Raw genomic sequence first — 24,650 nt, forward strand, 5'->3', positions numbered from 1 at the left:
CTCGGCGGCTTAGCGCTGGCTCTGCTCCACCTGTGGCGTAGCGCCGCGTGGATGGCGTCTGCTGCGCACGAACTGATACGTCACCGCCAGAATCATGAACCAGATCGGCGTCACTACCAGCGCCGAGCGGGTGTCGGCCTCCAGGCTCAGCAGCACCAGGATGCCGGCGAAGAACACCAGGCACACGTAGCACATGAAGCGCCCGCCGGGCATCTTGTACTTCGACGCCTGGTGCAGCGCTGCGCGGTTTTTGCGGTACTTCAGGTACGACAGCAGGATCAGCGTCCAGACGAACATGAACAGCACCGCCGACACCGTGGTCACCAGGGTGAACGCCTCGACCACGTCCGGTACCAGGTAGATCAGTACCGCGCCCAGCAGCAGGCAGGTGCAGGAGAAGTACAGGCCGTTGGCCGGTACCGAGCGGCTCGACAGCTTCTCGAAGGCCTTGGGCGCATCACCCTCCTGGCTCAGGCCGTAGAGCATGCGGCTGGTGGAGAACACGCCGCTGTTGGCCGACGAGGCCGCCGAGGTCAGTACCACGAAGTTGATGATGCTCGCCGCTGCCGGCAGGCCCGCCAGCACGAACAGTTCGACGAACGGGCTCTTGCCTGGCACCACGTCGCGCCATGGGGTCACGGCCATGATCGCGATCAGCGCCAGCACATAGAACACGATGATGCGGATCGGGATCGAGTTGATCGCCCGCGGCAGGGTGCGCTCCGGGTTCTTCGCTTCGGCGGCGGTGGTACCCACCAGCTCGATGCCGACGAAGGCGAACACCGCGATCTGGAAACCGGCGAAGAAGCCCATCAGGCCATGGGGGAACATGCCGCTGTCATTCCACAGGTTGGCCAGCTGTGCGGTGCGCCCGCTGGGCGAGGTGAAGCCGGTGATCACCATGTACAGGCCAGTCGCGACCAGGCCAAGGATGGCGACGATCTTGACCAGGGCGAACCAGAATTCCAGCTCGCCGAACATTTTCACCGTCACCAGGTTCAGCGACAGCAGCAGCCCGACGCAGGTCAGCGCCGGTATCCACTGTGGCAAGTCGGGAAACCAGAACTGTGTGTAGGCGGCGATGGCGACCACGTCGGCGATGCCGGTGACCACCCAGCAGAACCAGTAGGTCCAGCCGGTGAAATAGCCGGCCCAGGGGCCGAGCAGGTCGGCGGAGAAGTCGATGAACGACTTGTAGTTCAGGTTCGACAGCAGCAGTTCGCCCATGGCGCGCATGACGAAGAACAGCATGAAGCCGATGATCATGTAGACGAAGATGATCGACGGCCCGGCCAGGCTGATGGTTTTGCCCGAGCCCATGAACAGGCCGGTACCGATCGCGCCGCCGATGGCGATCAGCTGGATGTGGCGGTTGGTCAGGTTGCGCTGCAGATGCTGTTCATCTGGCGTTGAGGGTGAGGTTTGCGTCATAGGCTGCATTCCCTTGTAAGGTCGGTCTTCTTGTCTGAGGTAGCCGGCTAGGCTAACACGCGCGTTCCAGTTCAGGGCGCGACAGATCGACTCTACTTTTGGGTGGCAGCTGTGGGCTGCTGTGCAGCCCTTTCGCGACACAAGGCCGCTCCTACAATGATCGCGCATTCCTGTAGGAGCGGCCTTGTGTCGCGAAAGGGGCGCAAAGCGCCCCCGGCAATCTCAAGCCTGAACCAGCATCCGACGGCGCCTTACCACCAGGCTATCGACAACCCACATCACCACCATCGATACCCCCACCAGCGGGAACATCACCCCCAGCACCAGCATTACCCCCACCGCCGTCTTCCAGCGCGGCAGGTCATGACGCAGCGGCGGCACGCCCAGCCCACCGGCTGGCCGGCGCTTCCACCACATCACCAGGCCGCTCACCGAGCCCAGCAGTATCATCAGGCACACCAGCAGTATGACGATCTGGTTGAACGCCCCGAACATCTTGCCTTCATGCAGCATCACGCCCATCTCGGTGGCGCGGGCGACCGGGCTGTAGTCCTGCCAGCGCACATCGGCCAGAACCTTGCCGGTGTATTGATCGACATGCAAGGTAGCATCGTTGCGCGGGTCGTCGGCGAACACGGCAATGGTGAACACCCCGTCGGCAGTGGTGGGCAGGGTGATGCTGTAGCCCGGCTCGACCTGGCGCGAAGTGGCGATGTCCTCGACCTGCTGCACGCTCACCTGAGGCGCTGCGGGCATGTCTGACATCATGGAGTGGCCGGCGTGTTCGGCGTGTGCGCCAGACTGCGGCATTGGCGTGTTTTCCATCGCCCAGGGCACGGTTTGGCGGTGTGCGTTGTTCAGCTCACCCGCCTGTTGGTCCGACTTGGGCACGTCGTTCCACATGGCGGCCGGGAAGCGGTTCCACAAATCGGCATACTGCTTGCCCCACAGGCCGGTCCAGGTCATGCCGCTGACCAGCATCAGCAACAACAGGGCCGAACCCCAGAAGCCAGTTACCGCATGCAGGTCGCGCCAGAACAAGCGGCCGCGCGCACTGAACCGGGGCCACAGCACGCCAGCGCCATTGCGTCCGCGTGGCCACCACAGGTACAGGCCCGACACCACCAGCACGATGCCCCAGCCGGCGGCCAGTTCCACCAGGCGGTCGCCGAGCGTGCCGACCATCAGTTCACCATGCAGCGCACGGGCGATGGCCTGCAGGTTCTGCTTGCCGTCCTGCTCACCGAGGACCTTGCCGTTGTAGGGGTCGACGAAAACGTTCAGTTCGCGCCCGCCGTCATGCACCACGAACTGTGCACTGCGCTCGGCGCTCAGTGGCGGCAGGTACTGGCCGACATGGCCCTTGGGGTAAGCCTGGCGTACTTCGGCCAGCATCATGTCCGCGCCCTGCCGGTGGTGGCCGGCTTCGACCACCATCAAGTCGCGGTACAGCAGCGGGTCGAGCTGCGGCTTGAACAGGTAGATGATCCCGGTGATCGCCAACAGGATCATGAACGGGGCCACGAACAGCCCCGCATAGAAGTGCCAACGCCAGGCCAGGTTATAGAAATTGCTGCGTGTTCCTCTCATGGGAACCTCCTGTTTGACCAGCTGATGGGCGCAACCGAAGCTGCGCCCGTTGTTGTTGTCAGAAGCTGAAATCGACCTTGGTCCAGAAGGTCCTGCCTGGCTCGTTGACCGGCTGAGGATCGGTAGCCGGGTAGCCGAACCCGGCGTTCCCGGCCAGGTTCAAGTGCTCGGCGTAGGTTTTGTCGAACAGGTTGTCGACCCCTGCGCTGAGCTTGAGGTTGTTGTTCACCTTGTAGGCGCCGTTGAGCGAGAACACGCCGAAGCCGGCGCTCTTGTCGTAGTCCTTGCCGACCACGTTGCCTTGGTTCTCGGCAATGCGGTTTTGCGCCGCCACCAGCCGCCACAGTGCGCCGACGCTCCACACATCGCGGCTGTAGGTCAAGCCCAGACGGCTTTCCAGTGGTGGCATTTGGGGTAGCGCTTTGCCATCACTGCTGTTCTTGCCCCAAGCGTAGGCCAGCGTGGCGTCGGCCTTCCAGTTTTCGGTCAGCAGGTAGGCCGCGCCCAGTTCGCCGCCCATGATGCGGGCGTCGATGTTCTGTGCCCGGGAAGTGCTCATGCCCATCATGCCGGTGCGGTAGTCGAACAGGATGTAGTCGCGGATCTGCCCGACATAGCCCGACGCCCAGGCCTCCAGGCGTTCGGTGCGGTACTGGATGCCGAAGTCGAGTTGGGTGGTCTTCTCTGGCTTGATGCCGTCGAAGGCGTTGGCCGCCCCAGGCGGTGCCAGCTTGGGCGAGAACAGCTCCCAGTAGTCAGGGAAGCGCTGGGCATGGCCGAGGCCAATGTAAGTGGTGGCCGGGAGGGCTGCCAGGTCGTGCTCGTAGCGGATAAAACCGCTGGGCAGGGTGTCGGCGCGGGTATCGCCTTCGGTGGCGCTGCCTTTACGGAAGTCACGGGCTGAGGCGCGGTCCAGGCGGGCGCCGGTAATCAGCCGGTCTTCACCGCTGACATACCAGGTCAGTTCGCTGAAAGCGCCGTAGTTGTGGAAGTCGGCGTCCTTGGTCCAGGATTGGCCCTTGTGTGCGTCCACACCCATGCCGCCACGCTGGCGATGTTCGTTGGTTTGCGCGTCGATGCCGCTGATCAGCTGCACATCGGCCCATCGCCAGGTGGCTTTGATGCGTGCGCCCAGGGTGCGGCGGTCGACGTTGCTGACCATCGGCATGCCCATCATGCCGCTGCCCGACGGTGTGCGCAGGCTGTAGTTGTCCATCACATGGTCGGCGTAGTTGTAGTAGACCTGTGCCTCGACCTTGTCGAGCACCTCGCCGAGGTTGGACTTTTCAAAGCGCAGGCCCAGACTTTCGCGCTTGAACTGCGAGCCGTCCATGCCGCGCCCGGCGTAGCGGGCCTCGCCATCGCCCTTGCCGGCGGTCAGCTCCAGCAGGGTGTCCTGGTCTGGCGTCCAGCCGAGGGCGACATCGCCGTTCCACTTTTCCCAGCGCGATGGCACGGTGTCGTCGTTGCCGTCGTGGTAGTCATCCGAGCGTGACTGGTTGCCGACGAAGCGGGCGTAGGCCTGGCTGTTGCCGGCGGCGGCATCCAGCACTTTGTCGAAGCGGCCGTTGGAGCCGGCCAGCAGGCTGGCGTTCACGCGGCTGCCGAGGGCGCCGAACTTCTCGGGCTCGCGCTCGAAGAGGATGGTGCCTGCCGAACCACCGGGGCCCCAGATCACGCTTTGCGGGCCTTTGATCACAGTCAGGCGGTCGTAGGTTTCCGGCGAAATGTAAGAGGTGGGCGCGTCCATGCGGTTAGGGCAAGCGCCCAGCATCAGGCCGCCGTTGGTGAGGATGTTCAGGCGTGAGCCGAACATGCCCCGCAACACCGGGTCGCCGTTGGTGCCGCCGGCACGGATCGCCGAGAAGCCTGGGATGGTCTTCAGGTAGTCGGCGCCGTCGCTGGCCGGCACCGGTTGGCGCGGGTCTTTCGGGTTGGTGACCACGGTCAGTGGCGAACTGGGCGCCACGGCAGTGATGACCGTCGGGCTCAGCTCGGGTGCGTCGTGCGCATGGCCTTCATGGCCAGGGTCGGCGGCCAGGGCCACGGGCGCGAGCAGCGAGCCGCACACGGCGGCGAGAGTCCCACGCAGGGACAAGGCAAAAACAGGGGTGCAGCCGGACATAATGATTCCAGTCGATCAGTCATGAGTTAGCGCGAAGCCTCCTGGCTCCGTGCGCAAAATGTGGGTTCAGACGCTGATCGAGGAAGGCGGGGCGCGGCTGCGCGCACCGGGGAATACAGCCTGCCGGGCATGGCCCTGGTGCGTTGGCGCAAGCAGATGGCTGGTGGGGATTACGCTGCCGGCACTGAGCGGGCTGAGGGCCTGGGGCAGGGCCGGGCAATTGAACAACAGGCTGCAGTAACCGCACTTTTCCCACATCACGTGCAGTTGGCCATCGCCGCCATGGCCGTGATGGCTGTCGCCGCCATGCTGATGGGCAGCCGCCATCGGCATGTCCATTGGCATGCTCATGCCGGCGTGGTGGTCCATCGGCATCGACTGGGAAATCAGCGGGCCGATGAAGATCATCCACATGGCGAACAGGCTCAGCCATCCGCCACCGGCGCGCCTGCGGTCAGGGCGGGTGGTACGGCTGATGCTGTTGCGCGGCAGGCTCATGGCGAGTGCCTGTCAGCAGGTGTCAGTGCGCGTGTTCGTGGGCTTGCGGCTGGTCCGCTGGCGCCTGCTTCTGCACAGCCACTTCGACGGTGATGTCGCCGGCCTTTTCGAAATGCAGGGTCAACGGGAAGCGTTTGCCATCCGTGAGCAGGCTGCGGTCCTTGGGCTGCATCAGCATCACATGGTAGGCGCTGGGGGCGAAGGTCAGGTCCTTGCCGGCAGGCACCACCACGCTGGGCACCTGTTGCATCTTCATGGCGCCGCTGGCGCTCATGGCATGTTCGTGCAGTTGCGCGTCATCGCTGATGGGGCTGTCGACACTGAGCAGGCGGTCGTCGGCCTGGCCATTGTTGTGCACCACGAAATACGCGGCGACGTTGGGCGCGTTGGGTGGCAGCTGCAGCGACCAGGGGTGGGCAATGTGCAGGTCACCCACGCTGTATTCGTGGGCATTGGCAAAGGCGCCAGGCAGCAGCAGGGCGGCCATGACGAGGGCGTGCTTGAGCATGGTGAATCTCCGTTTCTGTTCAGGTTCAGGCAGACAGCGTGATGAACTCAGGCCAGCGGAGAGGCACGGGGGTTTAGCGCAGGCCAGAGTTGGCGCGGCGTGGGTTGGTACTTGGCAGGCGGCGGCAACAGGCCGGCGAGCAGTGTCGGCGGGTTGTGCAACTGTGGCGGGTAGCCGGGCAGGGCCAGCAGCGGCGCGGCGCCAGAGCAGCACCAGCAATTCATCATGCTGGCGCTGTCGTCGCTTTGCGGGCCGAGGTCGATCTTGGCCAGGGCCTGGACATCGACGTTGGCCTTGTTGGCCATGCTGGAACAGAAAGCCCCCCACAGCAGCTGCTCGGCCGGGCCCTTGGGCGCAGCAGAGGACAGCGGCATGGCCAGCAGGTTGAACAGCACTGCAAGGCAGGCTATCCAGGCAATGTGCCGACGTGGGGGCATGGAGAGATCCGGTCAGGAATCGTGGTGGGTATTGTAAGGCGGAGTATAGGTAAAAATGACGGGGTGCGGTGAAGTGACGCAGGTGGTCGGGTAACGGGGCTGCTGCGCAGCCCATCGCGACACAAGGCCGCTCCCACAAGGACCGCGTACCGTTGGGCAGCGGTCCCTGTAGGAGCGGCCTTGTGTCGCGATGGGGCGCAAAGCGCCCCCGACAATCTCAAGCCTTGTTACGGCCCATCAACCCGCGCACGGTCTCTTGCAGGTCCGCCGGCAACACCACCACCTTGGCATTGTTGCTGCCCGCCAGGTTCTCCATGGCCCCGATATAGCGCTCGCCCAGCAGGTACATGGCCGGCACGGTCTCGTTGCCCACCGCTTCCTTGACCAGCGAAATCGCCCGCGCCGAGGCCTCGGCCAGGCTGATCTGCGCCTCTGCATCCAGCCTGGCTGCCTGCAGGCGTGCTTCGGCTTCAAGGATCGCTGCCTGCTTGGCACCTTCGGCGCGGGTTACATCGGCCTTGCGCTCACGCTCGGCGGCGGCCTGGCGTTCCATGGCCAGTTGCATGTTTTCCGAAGGCTTGATGTCCTGGATTTCCACCGAACGCACGGTAACGCCCCAGTCTTCGGTCTGCTCGGACATTGCCTCGCGCAGGCGGGCCTTGATCTGCTCGCGGCTGGACAACGCTTCGTCCAGGTCCATGGCGCCGACGATGGCGCGCAGCGAGGTCATCGTCAGGCTGGTGACGGCGAACGAGAAATTCTGCACGCCATACGAGGCTTTCTGCGGGTCGACCACCTTGGCGAAGCACAGGGCGTTGGCGACGATTACGGCGTTGTCCCTGGTGATGATTTCCTGCTGTTGCACATCGAGGATGATGTCCTTGGTCGGCAGGCGGTAGGCGACCACGTCCATGTACGGGATGAGAATGTTCAGGCCCGGTTTGAGCGTGCTGTGATAGCGGCCCAGGCGCTCGACGATCCATTCCTCGCCTTGGGGCACGATGCGCACCCCTTTGAACACGGTGATCAGGACGAACAGGGCGATGGCGCCGACGACGATGAGGCTGGTCATGGTGCTTTAATTCCTTTTTGTGCGGATTCAGGCCCGGACGACGCGGGCGGTGTTCCCCTCGATGGCGGTCAGGCGCACCCGTTCGCCGGCCGGGATTTCGCTGTCAGCGATGCAGGTCCATTCTTCGTTGCCGAGAATCGGCTTCTGGAAACGCACACGGCCTTTGTGGAACTCCGACACCCCAGCGGTCAGCAGGCCCACTTCGCCGATCACGCTGTCGGCGGTCCAGCGCACATCTGGCTGCTTGCGTCGGAACAGCTTGAACCAGAGCGCCGTGGTGACTGATGACAGCAGTACCCACAGCAGCACCTGCATGTCCAGTTGCAGGCTGGGAGCAGCGAGCGAGATCAGCGAGACCAACACGGCACCGATGCCGAACCAGAGGATGAAGAACGTCGGCAGGACCAGTTCGAGCAGGATCAGCGCGATGCCGAAGACCAGCCAGATCCACCATTGCATTTCCATATGGGTGAAACCTTGCGGGGGAGGGGTGTTGAGTTTAAGGGAGGACAGTGATCCAGCGCCATTTGACAAGTTGCCAGAAAGATCCGAAATGGTTGTAGGACCGCCGCCGTACGTAGTTTGAGATTACAGGTCGAGCGCTGCAGCCAGGTCTGAGGGTGATTCGAATGCTCGGTCCACATCCGGCAAAGCTGGCCGCTTCAGTACCAACACCGGTACGCCCAACTCCCGTGCTACCTCCAGCTTTGGCTCGGTCGCCACGCTGCCGCTGTTCTTGCTGATCAGCACATCGATGCTGCGACGCAGGAACAATGCCCGTTCATCCTCGATATGGAACGGCCCGCGTGCACCGATCACTTCGCAGCGCTCATTGCCTGGGCAGGCTTCCAGCGCCCGCAAAGTCCAGAACTGCTCCGGCGGAATCTCGCCCAGGTGTTGCAACGGCTCGCGGCCTAGCGTGAACAGAGGCCTGCGGAACGGCTTGAGTGCCTCTCTCAGCCCCGCCCAGTCCTCGACCTCACGCCAGTCGTCCCCCGCTTGCGCTTGCCAGGCCGGGCGGCGCAAGGCCCAGCACGTGACGCCGGCGCTACGCGCAGCGCTGGCAGCATTGCGGCTGATCTGTGCAGCGTAGGGGTGGGTGGCATCGACCAGTAGGGTGATACACGCCTCGCGCAGGTAGTTGGCCAACCCCTCGGCGCCGCCAAAGCCGCCGACCCGTACCTGGCATTGCAGGTCCTGCGGTACGCGGCCGATACCGGCCAGGCTGTAGACATGCTGCGGGCCGAGGCGACGAGCGATGGCCAGGGCTTCAGTGACACCGCCCAGCAGCAGGATGCGCGCAGTCATTGCACACCTGCCCGGCCAACGATACCGCCTTGGCGGTCGATGGCGAACACTTCCACTTGCACCTGCGCCGGCACCACGCTGCGGGCGAACGCCAGGGCGTGGGCGCATACCGCGTCCCCGAGGGCAATGCCGGCCGCATGCGCCAGCGCGAGCGCTTGCTGGCTAGTGTTGGCGCCGATGATGGCGGCCTGCAGCGCTGCGTCAGCACCAATGTCTGCGGCCCAGCCCGCCAGTTGCGGCAGATCGATGCTGGAATGGCGGCTGTGCAGGTCCATGTGCCCGGCGGCCAGTTTGCTGATCTTGCCAAAACCACCACACAGGGTCAGGCGCGGCACCGGCACCTTGCGCAGGTGCTTGAGCACCGCGCCGACAAAGTCGCCCATTTCGATCAGGGCGATTTCCGGCAGGCCGTAGACCCGGCGCATGGTGTCTTCGCTGGCGTTGCCAGTGCAGGCGGCGATATGCGTGTAGCCGTTGGTGTGGGCCACGTCGATACCTTGGTGGATCGAGGCGATATAGGCCGCACAGGAGAACGGCCGCACGATGCCGCTGGTGCCGAGGATCGACAGCCCGCCGAGGATGCCCAGGCGCGGGTTCATGGTCTTGAGTGCCAGCTGTTCGCCGCCCTGCACGTTGACCGTGACCTCGAAGCCGCCGAAGTAGCCGCATTCGTCGGCCAGGCGTTGCAGGTGCTCGCTGATCATGCGGCGCGGCACCGGGTTGATGGCCGGCTCACCCACCGCAAGCACCAGCCCCGGCCGGGTCACGGTGCCGACACCGCTGCCGGCGACAAAGCGGATGCTTGGCTCGTCCAGCAAGCGCACCTGGCTGTAGAGCAGGGCGCCGTGGGTCACGTCCGGGTCGTCGCCAGCGTCCTTGAGTGTGCCGGCTTCGGCGCTTTCGCCGGCTAATCGGCAGAACTCCAGGCGCATCTGCACCACCTTGCCCTTGGGCAAGGTAATGCTGACGGCATCGCTGGTTTCGCCGCTCAGCAGCAAGCGAGCGGCCGCCAGGCTGGTGGCGGTGGCGCAGCTGCCGGTGGTCAGGCCGCTGCGCAGGGGCGCGGGCTGTTCGCGGGTCTCTTCACGCATCGGCGGGCTTCACCACATCCAGCAGGGTGATCGGCAGCGCCTGGCGCCAGGTGTCGAACGCACCCAAGGGCTGGGCGTGGGCGACATGGATGCGGGTCAGCTCACCACCGTGCTGCTCGCGAAAAGACGCCAGGGCCAGTTCGCTTTGCAGGGTTACCGCGTTGGCTACCAGCCGGCCACCGGGGCGCAGGCTGGCCCAGCACAGGTCGAGCACACCCTCGCGGGTGACGCCGCCGCCGATGAAGATCGCATCCGGGCGTTCCAGGCCTTGCAGTGCCGCTGGGGCCTTGCCGCGCACCAGCTGCAGGCCGGGTACACCCAATGCATCGCGGTTATGTTCGATGAAGCCTTGGCGGCCTTCGTCGGCCTCGATGGCCAGCGCGCGGCAGGCCGGGTGGGCGCGCATCCATTCGATGCCGATCGAGCCGCAGCCCGCGCCCACGTCCCACAGCAGTTCACCGGGCTGCGGCGCCAGGCGCGCCAGGGTGATGGCGCGAACATCGCGTTTGGTCAGTTGGCCGTCATGCCGGAAGGCGCTGTCCGGCAGCCCGGCCAGCCGGTGCAGACGCGGCGCTTCGGGCGTGGCCAGGCATTCGATGGCCACCAGGTTGAGCGCTGCGATATCGGCGTGTGGCCAGTCTTGGGCGGTGCCGGCCAACACACGTTCGTGCGGGCCTCCCAGGTGTTCGAACACACGCAGGCGGCTTGGCCCGTAGCCACGCTCGCGCAGCAGCGTGGCAATGGCCGCCGGGCTGTCGCCGTCGTTGCTCAGCACCAGCAAACGTATGCCGCTGTGCAGGTGAGCATTGAGCGCCGCCAGGGGGCGGGCTACCAGAGACACCACCTGCACATCCTGCAGCGGCCAGCCCAGGCGGGCGGCGGCCAGTGCGCAAGAGGTGGGCATCGACAGTACGCGCATTTCATCGGCGGGTACCTGGCGTGCAAGGCTGGCACCGACGCCGTAGAACATCGGGTCGCCGCTGGCCAGTACGCACACGGGCTCGCCACGCAGGGCCAGCACCGGGGCCAGCGAAAACGGGCTTGGCCAGCCCAGCCGCTCGCCGGGCACGCAGCGCGGTAGCAGGGCCAGCTGGCGTGGGCTGCCGAAGATCCGCGCAGCGCCCAACAGCGCACGCCGGGCCTGTTTGCCCAGGCCACTGAAGCCGTCTTCGCCGATGCCTACTACTGTCAGCCAGGGTGCCATGTGTACCTCTTCAATATGTTGGAGCTGCATGGCAGCCCCAACATTTCAGCTAAAACTCGAACGGTGCTCGACCACCGGCTTTTCATGCCGCCGGACAAAGCAGGCATAATACCGCGCCTTCTACACTCAAGCGCATTTTCACAGATTGCCGGATACCCCTTTGACGCAGGCCCATGCCCCCAACGTTTCGTCTCGCCCCTCGGCCTGCCCGGGGTTGTGGCGCATCGTCAGTGCCCGTGATGGCGGCATCTGCCGCATCAAGCTGCCTGGCGGCCTGCTGCTGGCCGAGCAGGCCGAAGCGGTAGCGGCGGCAGCTGAGCGTTTTGCCGGTGGTGTGATCGAGGCCACCAACCGTGGCAACCTGCAGATCCGCGGCATTGGCAGCGAGCATCGTGCTTTGGTCGAGACCCTGCTCGCAGCCGGCCTGGGCCCGCGCGAGGCGGCCGGTGACGATGTGCGCAACCTGATGCTCAGCCCGCTGGCCGGGCATGACCCGGCCATGCTGCTGGACGCGCGGCCGCTGGCCGGGCAGATCCTCGACCTGCTGGAAGGCACCCCGCGCTTTCACCAGTTGTCGGCCAAGTTCGCCGTGCAACTGGATGCTGGCGAACGCCTGGCCATGCTTGAGCACCCCCATGACTTGTGGCTATCGCCCCTACGCCTGCTGCAGCAGACCTGGCTGGCGTTTGGTTTGGCGGGCTGCCCGGCGGACGGCAAAGTGCTCGGCGCGGTGCCGCTGGCGCAGGGCCTGGCGCTGGTGCGCGCAGTGCTGGAACGCTTCCTCGACCTGGCAACCCCGACGCAGTCGCGCATGCGCCAGTTGCTTGAAGTGCACTCGGCAACTGATTTCGTCGACGGGCTGGGCCTGGATATCCGCCGTGATGCCGCCGTGCTCGGATGGCGCCGTGAAGAGCACCGCGCCTCGTGGTTGGGCACGCTGCCCCAGACGCACGGTGTTGCCCTTGGCGTGGCCCCGCCGCAAGGCCGCCTGACCCCCGCCATGCTGCGTGGTGCCGCGCGCATTGCCCGCGAACTGGGCGATGGCAGCCTGCGTCTGAGCCCCTGGCAAAGCCTGGTGCTGACCAACCTGCAAGCACAACACATCGACCAAGCCCAAGCCGAACTGTCTGCGCTGGGTTTGCTGTGCCATGACCACGAACCCCTGGCGCGCATCAGCGCCTGCACCGGTGCCAGCGGCTGCGCCAAGGCCCTTGGCGAGACCAAGGCCGACGCCGTTGCCTTGGCCGCGCTGCTGGGCCCTGGCGTGCCCGCCAGCGTGCACCTGTCCGGTTGCCCTCGTTCCTGCGCCGTGGCCCATGTTGCCCCGGCCACGCTGCTGGCCCGTTCGCCGGGCCGTTACGACCTGTACCTGCGTGATGCGCGCCAGCCGGGCTTCGGTGCCCTGCGCGCCACCGACCTTACCTTGAATGAAGCAGGCGCCATGCTCGACCTGCCGACGGAGCACCTTGATGATTGACTACATCCGCGATGGTCAGGAGATCTATCGCAATTCCTTTCGGATCATCCGAGAGGAAGCCAAGCTCGAGCGGATCCCCGCCGACCTGGAAAAGCTCGCCGTGCGCGTGATCCACGCCTGCGGCATGGTCGACGCCATCGATGGCCTGCAGTTTTCCGAAGGTGCCGGACGGGCCGGGCGAGAGGCGCTGCTCAACGGCGCGCCGATCCTGTGCGATGCGCACATGGTGGCCGAAGGCATTACCCGGGCCCGGCTGCCAGCAGACAACAAAGTCATTTGCACCCTGCGCGACCCCAGCGTGCCGGGCTTGGCCAAAGACGCCGGCAACACCCGTTCCGCCGTGGCCCTGGAGCTGTGGCGGCCGTACCTGGAAGGCAGCGTGGTGGTGATCGGCAACGCCCCCACCGCCCTGTTCTACCTATTGGAAATGCTCGATGCTGGCGCACCCAAGCCTGCGCTGATCCTCGGCTTTCCGGTCGGTTTCGTCGGCGCTGCCGAGTCCAAGGCCATGCTCGCCGCCGACAGCCGCGGCGTGCCGTTCGTGATCATGCAAGGCCGCCTGGGCGGTAGCGCGATGGCTGCCGCCGCGGTCAACGCCCTGGCCACGGAGGTGGAATGATGCTGCCGCGTGGACGACTGCTGGGCCTGGGCGTGGGCCCTGGCGACCCGGAACTGATTACCCTCAAGGCCTTGCGCCTGCTGCGCGAGGCGCCGGTGGTCGGTTACTTCGTGGCCAAGGGCAAGCGTGGTAACGCTTTTGGGATCATCGAAGCACACCTGCAGCCCGAGCAGACCCTGCTGCCGCTGGTCTACCCGGTAACCACCGAAGCCCTGCCGGCGCCGCTGTCCTATGAGCAGGTGATCAGCGACTTCTACGACGAAGCCAGCGTGCAAGTGGCCGAGCACCTGGATGCTGGCCGCGACGTGGCGGTGATCTGCGAAGGTGACCCGTTCTTCTACGGCTCCTACATGTACCTGCATGACCGCCTGGCGCAGCGCTATGAGGCCGAAGTGATCCCCGGTGTCTGCTCGATGCTTGGTGGTGCTTCGGTACTGGGCGCGCCGCTGGTGTACCGCAACCAGAGCCTGTCGGTATTGTCTGGTGTGTTGCCCGCCGAAGAGCTCAAGCGCCGCCTGGCCGATGCCGATGCAGCGGTGATCATGAAGCTTGGGCGCAATTTCCCCAAGGTGCGCGAAGTGCTGGCCGAACTGGGCCTGGACGGGCGTGCGCTGTATGTGGAGCGGGCGACCATGGCCAACCAGAAGATCGTGCCGCTGGACCAGGTCGACCCGCAGTCGTCGCCGTACTTCTCGCTGATCATCGTGCCGGGGGAAAAATGGCAGGGTTGAACATGCACAAGGCACCGGCAATCGTCATCCTTGGCCCGGGTAGCCTGGCCACCGCGCAGCGAATCCAGCAGTGCTACCCACAGGCCACAATCCATGGCCTGCAGGGGCGTGTCGAGGGGGCAGACCAGTCGTACACCGCGTTCGGCGATACCCTGCGCGGGCTGTACCAGCAGGACATGCCGATCATTGCCCTGTGTGCTGCCGGTATCGTCATTCGCAGCCTGGCCAGCGTGCTTAGCGAGAAGGGCAGCGAGCCGCCGGTACTGGCCGTGGCCGAGGATGGCAGCGCGGTAGTGCCGTTGCTCGGTGGCCTCGGTGGGGTCAACCTGATGGCGCGCGAAATCGCAGAAGCGCTGGGCGTTGCCGCCGCCATTACCACCAGTGGTGAGCTGCGCTTCGGCACTTGCCTGTTGAACCCGCCGCAAGGTTACGCACTGGCGGACATCGAGCAAGGCAAGCGTTTCGTTTCCGATTTGCTGGCAGGTGAGTCGGTGCGCATCGAGGGTGACGCCCCGTGGTTGCAGCAGGTGCAGTTGCCCGCCAGCGAAGCGGCGCAGCGCACCATCCATGTGGGGCATCAGGTGCGCCCGGCCAACCGCGACGAACTGCTGATCCACCCGCGCTCGGTGGTCGTGGGTGTTGCCGGTGGCAACCTGCACAGCATGCGTGCGGCATTGCAGCAGGCCGGCATCGCCGAGCCATCGGTAGCCTGCGTGCTGGCGGACGAGCGCGCCATGGCCGACAGTGCCTTGCACGAGGCTGCGCAGACCTTGGGTGTCGCCTTGCGCTTTGCCAGCAACCCAGGCGACGTGGCCAGCATGGTTGCTGCGGCATTGCCCAATGCCGAGTTGATAACGCATGGGGATGTAGTCATCGCGGTGGCGCCTGCGCCGGTCGATGTAGCACAAATCGGCCGCCGTCGCGGTCGTCTGGCGGTTATCGGCCTTGGTCCAGGTGCGGCGCAATTGATGGTGCCGGCGGTCAAGGCCGAACTGGCACAGGCTGAGGATGTGCTCGGCTACGAAACCTACGTGCGCATGGCCGGGCCGTTCCGTGATGACCAGATCTTGCACTGCACCGACAACCGTGAAGAGATGCAGCGCGCCCGGCATGCCTTCGAGCTGGCGGCCCAGGGCCGTTCGGTGGTGGTGGTTTCGTCGGGTGACCCGGGCGTGTTCGCCATGGCCGCTGCGGTGCTTGAAGCGTTGCATGAGTCCAGCGACCCCGCCTGGCACCGCGTGGACCTTGAGATTCTGCCAGGGGTGTCGGCCTCGCTGGCAACCGCCGCCCAGGCGGGAGCACCGCTGGGGCATGACTTCTGCGTGATGTCGCTGTCGGACAACCTCAAGCCCTGGTCGATCATCGAAAAGCGCCTGGACCTGGCGGCTCAGGCCGACCTGGTGCTGGCGTTCTACAACCCGATCTCCAAAGCCAGGCCGCACCAGCTAGGGGTGGCGCTGGAGGTGGTGCGTCGGCACCGCGACGGGAGCACGCCTGTAGTCCTTGGTCGTGACATCGGTAGGCCGGGGCAGACGCTGAAGGTAGTCACCTTGGCCGAGCTGCAGCCAGAAATGGTCGATATGCGCACCATGGTGTTGGTCGGCTCCTCTACAACCTGCGTATTCCCTCGTCTGTCGGGCGGGGTATGGGCCTACACCCCGCGTTGGTACCCCACCACCAACTAGTTGCGTCGGAAACTCTTCAGCGCGCTGAATCGCCAGCGGGCTGGATAAGGTGATTGCCCCTGACTCAAGGGGCAACCATCAAGGAGTTTCTACATGTCCGATGAAACACAAGTCACCACCAACAACACCGCCATCCTGGTCGAAGGCAACCTGCTGGCCTGCGGCGCAGGTATGTCTGCGAAAAGCCGTCACGACGTCAAGAACGCCTTCCACTTCGCCACATTAGTGGCCGACAAAGCGTTCGATGCCGAAAAGCAGAGTCGGGAGTGGTACGACAAATTCATCGATGTGATGCGTGATCTTGGCTTTACCATCCCTCGACGCACCTTCGAGCTGGAAACGTCGGCGGAGCTGTCTGTCACCGTAGGCGCCGTTGCCGTCCGGGCGATCGGTGTTGCTGGCAACGCACTGCTGGGGGGCACCAAGCTAGGTGCTCTGGCCAAGATGGCCTTCGATAAAATGACCACCGTCGAAAACGACGCCAAGGTGCTCGACCACAAACGCAAGAACAAATCCAGGGGCATGGTTGGCCTGGCTGCCTGCATCGAAACAGAGAACAACGATGTGGTCATGGTCGTGAGCTGCATCCAGGCATCTGCCCCGACACTGGACGATGACGTGCTGGGCATCCAGTGGAAGCTGGACAAGACCCACTACTACGCCGGCACCGCGGTGCTCACGCTCAACAACTTCGTGTACGACAAAGTGCGCGAAACCGTGGAAAACAAACTCGGCGTGCGCAGCGTCGAGAACGTACTCCAATACGACATCTGATAGCGCGGCGGCGTTGCACCAACGCCGCCTTGTTCGCTTGTTTGCAATGAGACAAGACCATGAATAGTTCAGTTGAGCAGCTGATGTTGATTGGTGGAACGGCATTGCTGTATTCCACAGGCGCTACCGAGGAGCAACGCCAGGCCGCGTTCGACTCGATTCTTTACGCACAGTTGCTGGCCAACAAGAGTGCCGGACCACGCTTTGATGACTACGAGCGCTGGTACGCCGCCTACAGGGATGCGTACCGCCAACTTGGCTGGATCAAACTGGCCAGTACCCACGACCTCAAGCACTTGGGGCAACCCTTGCGCACCGCGCCGGTGCAGCCACTTGAGGCATGGCTGAGAATGCGCTCTATCCGTCACGAGGCCGTGCTGGCAGCGGTGAAAACGGGTTTGAGCCGATCACTGGAAGGTTTTGGCCACTTGCTGAAGTACAGCACGCAGGAGCAGACGCAGGGGGCGAAGCTTGTGATCGAGCTGGGCGTGCTCAAGGCAGGGCCGGTGCTGGATCTGTGCAGCATCTCGATGCAGGTCGGCAAGTCGATTTCGAATATCCCGCTGGGCACTTGGCTGAGTGAACAGGTGCTTCAAGGAGAGGCAGAGTTCAACGGCGTTTCCCTGGCATTGGATAACAGTCGGTTTCAACGCCAGCGCGAGGAACTGCAGGCGTTGATGAAAACCAAGGATGCACAAGGCGCTTACCGGTTTGACCCTTATGCGCCGATAACGGGAGCACATCATGAGTGACGCCACGTCTGCCGTGATCGGCGCAGGCATCGTTTCGTTCTTGCCAGGTATTCCGGCCGCTTTGCAAAACAAGGTGAAACTGGCCCTGGCAATGGCCGAACGTGCTACCGAGACGGCGTTTCGAGAAGGGTTGATCGAGGACTGGTTTGCCTACTACCGCAACCAGCTCAAATATATGGGCTGGGATGCAGTGTCTGCCGAGCAGGTTCATTGGCCGGATGGACAGCGCGCCCGTCAGGCCGACCAGGTGCTGGAAACCATTGCGGCAACGGCTGGCGAGCACTTTGCCTCGGCGATCGGCATTTCCATGCGCAAGCTGTTGGCCAACCCGTCGGTGCTGCAGTCGCTTGAGCGGTGCGCCTACGAACGCCAGCATTTCCAGCTGCTGCCTTGCGCTCCGGCCGGTGCCAACCGGGTGGACATGGTGCTTTACCATGAAGCGGATGTGCGTTCGGCCTTCCGTGCAGGCTTCATCAGCCATAGGCGCAGCCATCGGAATGTGCGTGCGGAGTTGATACGTTTCAACATGCTGGCGTTCGAGCACAGCTTTTTGCCAAAAGTGCAGGAACGTGTCGTTCAGGTCTCTTTGCAACGCATTCTGGATTACGCCCTTTAGGGCACCAGGTAGCCCTTGATGCCGGTAAAGATGATTTGCGCAGCCAAGGCGCAGACGAACAACCCCATCAGCCGGCTGACGATCTGCAGCCCTTGGTCGCCAAGGATGCGTTCGATGCCGTGTGACAAGTACAGCACCAGGCCGACGGTAAAGCTGGCCAGCGCGATGCTGACGATGGCCAGCAATTTGTCATCCCAATGCGGCTGGCCCACGCCCATGACCAGCAAGGCGCCGATGGTGCCAGGGCCGACGGTCAGTGGAATGGTCAGCGGCACGATGGTCACATCCTGCTGCACGTTGTCGGCCTGCACCGCCGGCTTGCCCTGGGCCATACCCAAGGCAGAAATGAACAGCACGCTACCGGCCCCGATGCGGAAGGCGTCGGCGGTGATGCCGAAAATGCCGAAGATCACCCGCCCGAACAGGTACAGCAGCACGCTGGCGACCAAGGCTGCGAAGGCGACCTTCCAGGCCAGTTGCTTGCGCTCCTTGCTGGAGTGGCCGCGGGTCAGGCTGATGAAGCACGACAGCACGAAGAACGGGCTGTAGAGCACGAGCATTTTCAGGTAGACGCTGAACAACTCATGGAGCATGAGCACTATTCCTTGGGCAATCTGAAGCTTGCGCTCCCGCAGGGGCCGTATCGGGCTTTCGAATACTGTTCTCTGTGCGACAGCGTAGCCTAGGAAGTATGCGCCGGGTCTGCCTTGGCTTCGCGCTGGTTGGCCCAGTACTGGATCAGCTCGCGTAACTGCGACAATTCCACCGGTTTGGCCATGTGGCCGTCCATGCCCGCCAGCCGCGCGCGTTCCTTGTGCTCGGCAAGAATGTGCGCGGTCAGCGCCACCACCGGTGTGCGTTGGCGCTGGTTGGCCGTTTCCCAGGCCCGCAGCTGCTGGGTGGCCGAGAAGCCGTCCAGCACCGGCATTTCGCAGTCCATCAACACCAGGTCATAGTGCTGCGCTTTCATCGCCTGCAAGGCTTCTTCGCCATTGCAGGCAGTGTCGGGTTCAAGGTTGAGTTTGCCGAGCATACCGCGGATAACCTTGGTGGAAATGCTGTTGTCTTCGGCGACCAGCACGCGGAAGTCGCCAGGCAGGTCCAGCGCCTGCGGGATGCCAGGCAGGCTGGCAGGCACTGCCTGCTCGCGGCCGCGCTGGGCCAGTTCTTCGGCCAGGGTGGTCTTCAGCGTGTAGCCGGCCACTGGTTTGGCAAGGATCCGCTTGACCCCAGCGTTGCGCGCGATGACCTTGCTCGGCGCATTGCTGATGCCGGTGAGCATCACCACCAGGATGTCGTGGTTCAGGCTTGGGTCTTCCTTGATCTTGGCGGCCAGTTGCATGCCGGTCATGCCGGGCATGTTCTGGTCCAGCAGTACGGCGTCGAAGTAGTCGCGCAGGTGCGCCTTGGTGCGCAGCAGGGCCAGGGCTTCCTTGCCAGACGGCACCGCGCTGACGTTCATGCCCCAGGCGCTGCACTGCTGGACCAGTACCTTGCGGCAGGTGTCGTTGTCGTCCACCACCAGCACGCGGGCATCGCGCAGCGGGCTGTCGAGGTCGGCGGGCGGCTGTTCCAGGCGCGAAGGGTCCAGCGGCAAGGTCAGCCACAGGGTGTTGCCCATGCCAGTGCTGCTCTTGATGCCGAACTCGCCCTGCATCAGGCCGATCAGTTGCTTGGCGATGACCAGGCCCAGATGCCCGCCCAGCTTGTTGCTGGACAGGAAGTGGTGGCTGTGCAGTTCGGCTTGCAGCAAAGCGTCGCGGTCGGCGGCGGGCAGCGGCTCGCCGCTGTCCTGCACGGCAATGCGCAGGCGTGGCAGCTCGCCGCGTTGATCCAGTGCCACCACCAGCAGAATTTCACCCTGGTCGGTGTTTTTCAGGGCGTTTTCCAGCAGGCTCGACAAGGCCTGGCGCAGCCGCGTCGGGTCACCGCTGATGACCCGTGGTACTTGCGGCTGGGTGAAGCTGATCAGTTCGATGTTTTGTTGCTCGGCCTTGGCGCGGAAGATGTTCAGGCAATCCTCGATCAGCGCGTTGAGATCGAACTGCACGTCATCCAGCTCGATCTGCCGGGATTCCAGTTTGGAAATATCGAGAATTTCGTTGATCAGCGTGAGCAACTCGTTGCCGGCGCTGTGGATGGTCTGCACGTAGTCGCGCTGCTTGACCGACAGCGGTGTGCCCAGCAACAGCTCGGTCATGCCCAGCACACCGTTCATGGGGGTGCGGATTTCGTGGCTGATCTTAGCCAGGAACTCGGCCTTGGCATTGATTTCGGCGTCGCTGGCGGCCAGCGCGCGGCTGGCGCTGAAACGCTCCTCGCTCATGCGCCGCAGGCGTTCACTGACGGCCAGGTTGAGCAGCAGGCCGCTGACCACGGTCAGGCCCAGCAGGATACACAACAGCCAGGGCGTCGAGGTGCGGGTCAGGCCCAGCAGGGCTGGCAGCAGCACCAGGCCACCGAGGTTGAACACCACCATGGCCAGGCTGAACAGGCGACCGGGTGCATAGCCTTTGTACCAGTGATAGCTGCTGACCAGCAGCATGCTTACACTGCCCAGCGCCATCAGGGCGTAGGTCATCAGGTTGAGGGGCAGCGTATCGACGAACAGCAACACCAGGCCGCTGACCCCGACAATCAACATTTCACCCTGCAGCAAGCGGTTAAGCCGTGGCGAGTTGCATGGCGAGAAGAAATGCTGGGTGAAATACAGCCCGGACAGGCCAGCCAGGACCAGCGTCAGGTAGGCAGCAGGCGTTTGTGCACTGTGCCACACATGCCACCAGGGGCCGCTGAGGTTCAGCAGGATCAGGCCGCTGAGCAGCATAAGGCCGTGGTACAGCGCCAGGATCAGGGTGGTGCTGGAGCGGCTGTAAAGGAAGCGGATCAGGTTGTGCATGATCAGCATCACCAGGCCGCCGAACAGCATGCCGAACAGCAGCGGCTGGCGTTGGTCCGACGCGGCCTCGGCCGCCGGCTCCAGGCTGATGGCCGGGCGCAGCTGGTGCTCGGAAACCAGGCGCAGGTAGATGTCCAGCGGCTGCTTGCTGTTGGGCAGGGGCAGTACATGGTCGCTGCCGCGCAGGGTAGGGCTGGCATTGCCTGCCTGCCGCCCGTGGTGCAGCTGACGCAGAAGTTGGTCGCCTTCCAGGGCGTAGAGGTCCAGGCCAGACAGGTCTGGGGCGAATACCCGCAGCAGTTGTTCCTGGTCGCCTGGTTGCAGGCGATAGTGCAGCCACAGGGCCTGTTCTGCTGGGGCAGCATCCAGCTCGGCGAGGACCAGGGGGCTGAACTGGTTGCGGTAGCGCTCGGAGCGCACATCGCTCAGTTGCAGGTTGGCCTGTTCGTCAAGCAGTACGGTCCAGCCTCCGTCATGTTCGGCCGCAGCCGGAAACATGAAGAGCAGGGTCAGCAAGCTGACGATCAGAGCTGAGGCAATCCGAAGCCGACGCACTACGAAATCCCTTCTTAGCCGATGTGCCGGGTACTAACTATGCGCGGCGCGCCAAGTCGAAGGCAAGGCCCATGCCGGGCCCTGTCGACGAGCCGGATGCCACAGCCTGAAAGTGCTGCGGCATTCCGGTGTTTCTTACTGCTGGTGCTCACCGCGCTCGCGGGCGATGGCCCGATAGCCGATGTCGGTACGGTAGAAACTGCCGTTCCAGCTGACTTCCTTGGCCAGGCGATAAGCCTGCTGCTGCGCGTCGGCGACAGTACTGCCCATGGCGGTGGCACACAGCACGCGCCCACCGTTGGTGGTCACCTGGCCATCCTTGAGCGCGGTACCAGCATGGAACACCTTGCCTTCGATCTTTGCGGCAGCGTCCAGACCGTTGATCACGTCGCCCTTGGCATAGTCACCTGGGTAACCGCCAGCGGCCAGGACCACGCCCAGGCTCGGGCGCGGGTCCCACTGTGCTTCGACCTTGTCCAGCGCTTTGGCGAAGGCAGCTTCGATCAACAACACCAGACTCGACTCCAGGCGCAGCATGACTGGCTGGGTCTCTGGGTCGCCGAAGCGGCAGTTGAACTCGATGACCTTGGGGTTGCCCGCTTTGTCGATCATCAGGCCGGCATAGAGGAAGCCAGTGTAGACGTTGCCTTCCTCGGCCATGCCGCGCACGGTTGGCCAGATCACCTGGTCCATCACGCGCTGGTGCACGTCGGCAGTAACCACCGGGGCAGGGGAGTAGGCACCCATGCCGCCGGTGTTCGGGCCGGTGTCCTGGTCGCCGACGCGCTTGTGGTCCTGGCTGGTGGCCATGGGCAGCACGTTGTGGCCGTCGACCATGACGATGAAGCTGGCTTCCTCGCCGTCGAGGAACTCTTCGATCACCACACGCGAACCGGCTTCACCGAAGGCGTTGCCAGCCAGCATGTCACGCACGGCGGCTTCGGCTTCGTCCAGGGTCATGGCGACGATCACGCCCTTGCCCGCGGCCAGGCCGTCGGCCTTGATCACGATCGGCGCGCCTTTTTCCTGCAGGTAGGCCAGGGCCGGTTCGATTTCGGTGAAGTTCTGGTAGTCGGCGGTCGGGATCTTGTGACGCGCCAGGAAGTCCTTGGTAAAGGCCTTGGAACCTTCCAGCTGGGCCGCGCCCTTGGTTGGGCCGAAGCAGTCCAGGCCACGGCTGCGGAACAGGTCGACCACACCGATGACCAGTGGCGCTTCCGGGCCGACGATGGTCAGGTCGACGTTTTTCTCGGCGAAGTCGGCCAGTTGCTCCAGGGCGCAGACGTCGATGGCGACGTTCTCGCACTTGGCTTCAATGGCGGTGCCGGCGTTGCCAGGGGCAACAAAGACTTTTTCGACGCGTGGGTCCTGGGCGACTTTCCAGGCCAGGGCGTGCTCACGGCCGCCGCTACCGATGATCAAAACTTTCATGTCAAAACCTCGAATTCTGTTTGGCGCCGATCCCGCTTTCTGTAGGAGCGGCCTTGTGTCGCGAAAGGGGCGCGTAGCGGCCCCTGGGTTTCAGCTTCGCAGCAGAACTTGCTGGGGCCGCTCTGCGGCCCTATCGCGACACAAGGGTCGGGATTGGCCCGACAACTATTTAGTGGCGGAAGTGGCGCATACCGGTGAACACCATGGCGATGCCGGCTTCGTCGGCAGCGGCAATGACTTCAGCATCACGCATCGAGCCACCTGGCTGGATCACGGCGCTGATACCCACTTTAGCCGCATTGTCGATGCCATCACGGAACGGGAAGAACGCATCCGATGCCATGACCGCGCCCTGCACCTGCAGGCCAGCATGCTCGGCCTTGATTGCAGCGATGCGAGCGGAGTTGACGCGGCTCATCTGGCCAGCGCCGACGCCGATGGTCTGGCGCTGCTTGGCGTAGACGATGGCGTTGGACTTGACGAACTTGGCCACTTTCCAGGCGAATACCAGGTCGTGGATTTCTTGCTCGGTCGGGGCACGCTTGGTGACGATCTTCAGGTCATCGGCAGTGATCATGCCGATATCGCGGCTTTGCACCAGCAGGCCACCGTTGACGCGCTTGAAGTCCCAGCCGGCAGCGCGCTCGGCTGGCCACTCGCCGCACTCCAGCAGGCGTACGTTCTGCTTGGCCGCTACCACGTCGCGGGCAGCCTGAGAAATTTTCGGGGCGATGATCACTTCGACGAACTGACGGTCGACGATGGCCTTGGCGGTTTCGCCGTCCAGTTCGCGGTTGAAGGCAATGATGCCGCCGAATGCCGACTCGGTGTCGGTGGCGTAGGCCAGGTCGTAGGCCTTACGGATGCCGCCTTCCTCTTCAGGCACAACGGCCACGCCGCATGGGTTGGCGTGCTTGACGATGACACAGGCTGGCTTGACGAAGCTCTTCACGCACTCCAGCGCGGCGTCGGTGTCGGCCACGTTGTTGAACGACAGTTCCTTGCCTTGCAGCTGGATGGCGGTGGAAATGCTGGCTTCGCCTTTTTTGGCTTCGACGTAGAACGCCGCGCTCTGGTGCGGGTTTTCGCCGTAGCGCATTTCCTGGGCTTTGACGAACTGGCTGTTGAAGGTGCGCGGGAATTCGCTGCGATCGGCAGTCGAGAGGGTGTCCTTGGCCTGGTCGATGGTGCCCATGTAGTTGGCGATCATGCCGTCGTAGGCGGCGGTGTGTTCGAACGCCTTGAGCATCAGGTCGAAGCGCTGGGCGTAGGTCAGGCCGCCGACCTTGAGGCCTTCGACGATGCCGGCGTAGTCGCTGGCGTTGACCACGATGGCGACGTCTTTGTGGTTCTTGGCTGCCGAGCGGACCATGGTCGGGCCGCCGATGTCGATGTTCTCGATGGCGGTCGGCAGGTCACAGCCAGGCTTGGAAATGGTGGCTTCGAACGGGTACAGGTTGACCGCAACCAGGTCGATCGGCTTGATGCCGTGCTCGTTCATGATGGCGTCGTCGGTACCGCGACGGCCGAGGATGCCGCCGTGGATTTTCGGGTGCAGGGTCTTGACCCGGCCATCCATCATTTCGGCGAAGCCGGTGTAGTCGGCCACTTCCACCGCGTTCACGCCGTTGTCCTTGAGCAGCTTGTAGGTGCCGCCGGTGGACAGGATCTCGACACCGAGCTGCTGCAGCTCACGGGCGAATTCGAGGATACCGGTCTTGTCGGAGACGCTGATCAGGGCGCGGCGGACTGGCAGGCGGGTAGTCTGGTCGGTCATTTCGGGTTCCAATAACGCGGTGGAGTCAGCAAAAAAGGCGCCTCTGTTCAGGGAGCCGCCTTTTCTGGAT

General features: G+C 64.1%; 22 protein-coding genes. 7 read left to right on the forward strand and 15 right to left on the reverse strand.

Features of this window, described 5'->3' with window-relative positions:
* Positions 1 to 9 precede the first annotated feature (9 nt).
* The 11 genes from cycA to Q9451_RS05365 all read right to left on the reverse strand — a co-directional run bounded on the left by cycA (position 10) and on the right by Q9451_RS05365 (position 11,264).
* On the reverse strand, positions 10 to 1,431 hold the full coding sequence (gene cycA, locus Q9451_RS05315; protein WP_012274412.1) for a D-serine/D-alanine/glycine transporter: 1,422 nt from the start codon (positions 1,429 to 1,431) through the stop codon (positions 10 to 12).
* Between the two features lie 222 nt (positions 1,432 to 1,653).
* Positions 1,654 to 3,021: a PepSY domain-containing protein gene (locus Q9451_RS05320; RefSeq protein WP_012274411.1), complete on the reverse strand. Its 1,368-nt coding sequence runs from the start codon at positions 3,019 to 3,021 to the stop codon at positions 1,654 to 1,656.
* Positions 3,022 to 3,079: 58 nt separating this feature from the next.
* Positions 3,080 to 5,146 carry a TonB-dependent copper receptor gene (locus tag Q9451_RS05325; protein ID WP_012274410.1) on the reverse strand — a complete coding sequence of 689 codons (2,067 nt, stop codon included), beginning with the start codon at positions 5,144 to 5,146 and terminating at the stop codon, positions 3,080 to 3,082.
* A 66-nt stretch (positions 5,147 to 5,212) separates the two neighbouring features.
* Positions 5,213 to 5,644: a DUF2946 domain-containing protein gene (locus Q9451_RS05330; protein ID WP_012274409.1), complete on the reverse strand. Its 432-nt coding sequence runs from the start codon at positions 5,642 to 5,644 to the stop codon at positions 5,213 to 5,215.
* Between the two features lie 22 nt (positions 5,645 to 5,666).
* Complete coding sequence (locus Q9451_RS05335) at positions 5,667 to 6,152, reverse strand: copper chaperone PCu(A)C (RefSeq protein ID WP_012274408.1); 486 nt, start codon at positions 6,150 to 6,152, stop codon at positions 5,667 to 5,669.
* Positions 6,153 to 6,199: 47 nt separating this feature from the next.
* Positions 6,200 to 6,589, reverse strand: a complete 390-nt coding sequence (locus tag Q9451_RS05340; protein ID WP_012274407.1) for a DUF2946 domain-containing protein — start codon at positions 6,587 to 6,589, stop codon at positions 6,200 to 6,202.
* A gap of 217 nt (positions 6,590 to 6,806) precedes the next feature.
* Entirely contained in the window at positions 6,807 to 7,661 is an 855-nt protein-coding gene (locus tag Q9451_RS05345) for an SPFH domain-containing protein (RefSeq protein WP_012274406.1), read from the reverse strand.
* A gap of 27 nt (positions 7,662 to 7,688) precedes the next feature.
* Positions 7,689 to 8,126 (reverse strand): NfeD family protein, encoded by a 438-nt coding sequence (locus Q9451_RS05350; RefSeq protein WP_012274405.1) that lies wholly within the window; start codon positions 8,124 to 8,126, stop codon positions 7,689 to 7,691.
* 123 nt (positions 8,127 to 8,249) lie between these two features.
* Positions 8,250 to 8,969 carry a cobalt-precorrin-6A reductase gene (locus Q9451_RS05355; RefSeq protein WP_012274404.1) on the reverse strand — a complete coding sequence of 240 codons (720 nt, stop codon included), beginning with the start codon at positions 8,967 to 8,969 and terminating at the stop codon, positions 8,250 to 8,252.
* Positions 8,966 to 10,060, reverse strand: a complete 1,095-nt coding sequence (locus tag Q9451_RS05360; RefSeq protein ID WP_012274403.1) for a cobalt-precorrin-5B (C(1))-methyltransferase — start codon at positions 10,058 to 10,060, stop codon at positions 8,966 to 8,968. Before Q9451_RS05360 ends, Q9451_RS05355 begins: the two co-directional genes overlap by 4 nt.
* Positions 10,053 to 11,264 (reverse strand): bifunctional cobalt-precorrin-7 (C(5))-methyltransferase/cobalt-precorrin-6B (C(15))-methyltransferase, encoded by a 1,212-nt coding sequence (locus Q9451_RS05365; protein ID WP_012274402.1) that lies wholly within the window; start codon positions 11,262 to 11,264, stop codon positions 10,053 to 10,055. Before Q9451_RS05365 ends, Q9451_RS05360 begins: the two co-directional genes overlap by 8 nt.
* Before the next feature lie 145 nt (positions 11,265 to 11,409).
* Between Q9451_RS05365 and cobG the strand changes: the two genes are divergently transcribed.
* The 7 genes from cobG (at position 11,410) to Q9451_RS05400 (ending at position 17,918) form a co-directional block, all read left to right on the forward strand.
* Entirely contained in the window at positions 11,410 to 12,741 is a 1,332-nt protein-coding gene (cobG, locus tag Q9451_RS05370; RefSeq protein WP_012274401.1) for a precorrin-3B synthase, read from the forward strand.
* Positions 12,734 to 13,360, forward strand: a complete 627-nt coding sequence (locus Q9451_RS05375; protein WP_012274400.1) for a precorrin-8X methylmutase — start codon at positions 12,734 to 12,736, stop codon at positions 13,358 to 13,360. The genes cobG and Q9451_RS05375 overlap by 8 nt, the downstream gene beginning before the upstream one ends.
* Positions 13,357 to 14,091 (forward strand): precorrin-2 C(20)-methyltransferase, encoded by a 735-nt coding sequence (locus Q9451_RS05380; protein ID WP_171577229.1) that lies wholly within the window; start codon positions 13,357 to 13,359, stop codon positions 14,089 to 14,091. Before Q9451_RS05375 ends, Q9451_RS05380 begins: the two co-directional genes overlap by 4 nt.
* Complete coding sequence (gene cobJ / locus Q9451_RS05385; RefSeq protein WP_041166603.1) at positions 14,079 to 15,776, forward strand: precorrin-3B C(17)-methyltransferase; 1,698 nt, start codon at positions 14,079 to 14,081, stop codon at positions 15,774 to 15,776. The genes Q9451_RS05380 and cobJ overlap by 13 nt, the downstream gene beginning before the upstream one ends.
* A gap of 93 nt (positions 15,777 to 15,869) precedes the next feature.
* Positions 15,870 to 16,550 (forward strand): hypothetical protein, encoded by a 681-nt coding sequence (locus Q9451_RS05390; RefSeq protein ID WP_012274397.1) that lies wholly within the window; start codon positions 15,870 to 15,872, stop codon positions 16,548 to 16,550.
* A 59-nt stretch (positions 16,551 to 16,609) separates the two neighbouring features.
* On the forward strand, positions 16,610 to 17,302 hold the full coding sequence (locus Q9451_RS05395) for a hypothetical protein (protein WP_012274396.1): 693 nt from the start codon (positions 16,610 to 16,612) through the stop codon (positions 17,300 to 17,302).
* Entirely contained in the window at positions 17,295 to 17,918 is a 624-nt protein-coding gene (locus Q9451_RS05400) for a hypothetical protein (protein ID WP_012274395.1), read from the forward strand. The genes Q9451_RS05395 and Q9451_RS05400 overlap by 8 nt, the downstream gene beginning before the upstream one ends.
* Here Q9451_RS05400 and Q9451_RS05405 read toward each other — a convergent pair.
* The 4 genes from Q9451_RS05405 to purH all read right to left on the reverse strand — a co-directional run bounded on the left by Q9451_RS05405 (position 17,915) and on the right by purH (position 24,580).
* Positions 17,915 to 18,511 carry a MarC family protein gene (locus Q9451_RS05405; protein WP_012274394.1) on the reverse strand — a complete coding sequence of 199 codons (597 nt, stop codon included), beginning with the start codon at positions 18,509 to 18,511 and terminating at the stop codon, positions 17,915 to 17,917. The two genes, Q9451_RS05400 and Q9451_RS05405, sit on opposite strands and share 4 nt — an antisense overlap.
* Before the next feature lie 89 nt (positions 18,512 to 18,600).
* Positions 18,601 to 21,372, reverse strand: coding sequence for a hybrid sensor histidine kinase/response regulator (locus tag Q9451_RS05410; protein ID WP_012274393.1), 2,772 nt, complete (start codon positions 21,370 to 21,372; stop codon positions 18,601 to 18,603).
* Between the two features lie 135 nt (positions 21,373 to 21,507).
* Positions 21,508 to 22,803: a phosphoribosylamine--glycine ligase gene (gene purD / locus Q9451_RS05415; RefSeq protein WP_012274392.1), complete on the reverse strand. Its 1,296-nt coding sequence runs from the start codon at positions 22,801 to 22,803 to the stop codon at positions 21,508 to 21,510.
* A 169-nt stretch (positions 22,804 to 22,972) separates the two neighbouring features.
* The gene (gene purH, locus Q9451_RS05420; RefSeq protein WP_012274391.1) at positions 22,973 to 24,580 is read right to left on the reverse strand and encodes a bifunctional phosphoribosylaminoimidazolecarboxamide formyltransferase/IMP cyclohydrolase; all 1,608 of its coding nucleotides are present in this window, start codon (positions 24,578 to 24,580) and stop codon (positions 22,973 to 22,975) included.
* Between the last annotated feature and the right edge of the window lie 70 nt (positions 24,581 to 24,650).

The sequence above is a fragment of the Pseudomonas sp. NY8896 genome (genome assembly GCF_039634505.1).